This is a genomic window from Alkalibacterium sp. s-m-28 (genome assembly GCF_054658175.1).
On sequence record NZ_BAAGIQ010000200.1, the window covers coordinates 1 to 1,258 of the forward strand.

At 32.2% G+C, this 1,258-nt stretch carries 1 protein-coding gene; it reads right to left on the reverse strand.

Annotated features, from left to right (window positions below; translation table 11 throughout):
* Positions 1-230: 230 nt before the first annotated feature.
* The gene (locus tag ACYQ4S_RS11925) at positions 231-959 is read right to left on the reverse strand and encodes a tyrosine-type recombinase/integrase (RefSeq protein WP_459771360.1); all 729 of its coding nucleotides are present in this window, start codon (positions 957-959) and stop codon (positions 231-233) included.
* Positions 960-1,258 lie beyond the last annotated feature (299 nt).

Below are 1,258 nucleotides of genomic sequence, written 5' to 3' on the forward strand. Positions count from 1 at the left end.
ATCTTTCGGGAACAGTGTTCTACAGTACACGGACTAATACTGTAGAAGTGATTTTACATATCTCGAAAAACTTCAAAAAAACGAAGTTTTTTAAACATGCCTTCTTATACTTCTCGTTGCTTTACTGAATCTGTTATAAAGCTGTTTAATCCAGACAAGGATTGGATTATATTACCTTCATCGACAGAAATCATCATACGAGCAACGAGAAATTTGGGAAACATAATTTTTCATAGATTATTGGGAGTTACCGCTGCTTTCTTTAGCTGATCAATATTTGACCAAATATATTGTTTAGTAGATTGAATGGATGTATGACCTAATATATTTTTAACTTCAGTAATGGGAATCGTCTGATTCGACAACTCTGTTGCCAAACTATGCCGCATTGAATGAAGCCCACAATGTTTGTCATCTATATTTATATTAGCTAGATTAAAATATTTTGCTACATGTCTAGAAAAATGATTATTCTTAGAATAAGGTGTGTGAGGTGCTCTGAATCGTATAAATAAATTCGGAGAAACAATTGAAGGTCTAACATTTTTTATATAATCAAGTAAGGCTAGTTCAATTTCATAAATAAGAGGCAGATTTAACGGTGTTTGAGTTTTTTGTTGTGAAAGTGACAGTATTTTATCTTGCCAGTTTATTGAGGATAGTTGTAAATCTCTTATGTCACTAACCCTAAGACCGTATACACTAGCGAACATCATCATTAAATAAATGGTCTTTCCCCATTTAGTATCACGATCTACGCTGTTCAATACAGAATGAATTTCTTGTGGTGTATAGGTAGAGGGAAGACGATTATGTTTTGGGGTCTTAATATTCTTAAGAATTAATAGAGGTTCAATGGAAAGTTGTTTGTAAATGATCGGGCATGTAAGGAAATGTTTTAAAGTATAGAGTATATTTGAACGGCCTTGAATTGAGTAATGATTTAACAAGTAAGACATAAAACTCAAAATAATATCATAATTTATTTTATTTAGAGAGAAACAGTCATTTTGCTCTAGAAACTTGATAAATACCCTGATTCTTTGTCGACGTGTGCTAATACTAGTTGGATTGTTCCCAATGGTTTGTAGCCAATTTTCATAGTCTGATAATGGAGTTATATAATTATTATCTCAAGTTTCGCACCCCTAAGAACGACGTTCTATCCTTTTACCGTAAAGATCAGTTAGAATATTGAACTTAAAAGTACAGAAAAAGACACCTCTCTTTGGTAAAATGTAGTTACCAACAAACATTC

What these genes read in the sequence shown, in the direction of transcription:
- ACYQ4S_RS11925 (WP_459771360.1), bottom strand. Translation starts at nt 959, where the DNA reads ATGTCTTACTTGTTAAATCATTACTCAATTCAAGGCCGTTCAAATATA.